This window comes from Pseudomonadales bacterium (assembly GCA_013215025.1).
In the GTDB taxonomy this organism is placed as follows: domain Bacteria; phylum Pseudomonadota; class Gammaproteobacteria; order Pseudomonadales; family DT-91; genus DT-91.
In genome coordinates this window covers 1-1,756 of the sequence record JABSRR010000326.1, presented here as the reverse complement: position 1 = coordinate 1,756, position 1,756 = coordinate 1, and the positions used below count along the sequence as shown (strand labels likewise).

The 1,756-nt window shown below is 37.5% G+C and carries 1 protein-coding gene; it reads left to right on the top strand.

Annotated elements, in window-relative coordinates; genetic code table 11:
- The first annotated feature begins 270 nt into the window (after positions 1 to 270).
- On the top strand, positions 271 to 1,668 hold the full coding sequence (locus tag HRU21_13345; GenBank protein ID NRA43268.1) for an IS701 family transposase: 1,398 nt from the start codon (positions 271 to 273) through the stop codon (positions 1,666 to 1,668).
- Positions 1,669 to 1,756: the final 88 nt, after the last annotated feature.

The window sequence follows — 1,756 nt, the reverse complement described above, 5'->3', positions numbered from 1 at the left end:
TCAAAGAATTATTAGATGAACACTTTTCAGATTTGAAAGAGTATCATTCTATCGCGTTGATTCTGTTTTTACTTTTGAGTGCCGTTTTACAGTTAATTCAGTCCATATTCGTTAAAAAGCAACTAGAAAGATTTAAGAACCTTCTTAATTCTACTTTACCAAGATAAAATTTCTTAAAAAAGGCTTACAAATATGTCTTCAAGTGTTTGTTTTTCAGTAAGTTACAGGTGTAAGTATTCTTAATCATGTACCGATTGATATTCATTAAATTTGAAAAATCAATCGGATAAAAAAACATGCCCAAAATCTGTAACCTACTCTAAATCAGGCGATTCCTTTGAGGGCTTTGTGTATTCTTTTCAGTCTTTTTTTCAAAGAGCTCGACATAACCGAACCGCTATAGCCTCGCAATACATACAGGGATTAATGAAATTGGCAAAAGGCCATGCCAATATGGAGCGAATGGAAGAAGAGATCCCGGATAGCGAATACAGGGCTCATCAGCATTTTATCACAAACTCGGAATGGGACTATGAAGGAGTCATTGCCAAAGTGGCCACTGATACTTCACATCTCATGAAAGTCAATAAGGAGAAGAGCGGTCAACCTACGGGTCTGATTATCGATGAATCAGCTCATCTTAAAAAGGGAGATAAATCAATAGGGGTTTGCCCTCAATATGCCGGTGTAGTGGGTAAAGTTGAAAACTGTCAGGTAGGTGTATATGCTTCATTGATTAATGATAATAGAACTACTCTCATTGATGAATCCTTGTTTTTACCTGCGAAGTGGGCTAAAAATCGGCTAAGATGTCAAAAGGCAGGGGTTCTGGAAGAACACATCCAATTCAAGACCAAGCCACAATTAGCATTAGAAATGATTGATCGTGCACTTGATTTGGAAGTAGCATTCGATTGGGTAGGAGGAGATGGGCTTTACGGACATAACAGTGAATTGCGTAACGGCCTACAATCAAGAGGCTTGTTTTATGTCTTAGATGTTCACAAGGATGAAAAGGTATTTACTGAGCGCCCTGTATTGGAGGTGCCAAATAAGAGCCATAAAAGAGGTAGACCTACTAAAAAGGCAAAACCAAACATAGACCCTATACGAGTTGATCAATACATCAAAGACATTAAGGACGAAGAATGGTGTATTGAAAACAAGATTAGAAAGACACATAAAGGGTGGAAGAAACTAAAAGTACATACCTGTAAAATATGGTTACTGCAAAATGAACAGCTTCAAGAGCTTACGCTGCTGATCACGCAAACCATGGATGGAAAGAAAGAAACCAAGTACAGCTTTAGTAATGGAGGCATTGATCAATATGCGGCAAAAGAATATGCTTACTTCCAATGTCAGAGATATTGGGTGGAGAGAGCATTTGACGATGCGAAAAACGAACTAGGAATGTCGGATTATCAAGTTAGAAAATGGAATGGCTGGCATCACCATCATGCACTGGTATTGATGGCAAGTCTGTATCTACTCATCCAAAAAATAGACCTTCAAGAGGATGCTCCACTCATCAGTGTCAGGGATGCAAGAATCTTAATGATCGTAAGACTATTTGGTACCGATAAGGATATGCAGAAACGACTAAAACAAATGGAAAAAAGACATCTCAAAAGACAATTTGACATTGATCGATACTACATAACTTAACTTAGGAAAGTAGAATTAGATAATGACATTTAAATCCTTTAAGAAGGTTTGCCTATTTCGGAAGAAATCAATTGGAGGATTGAATTCG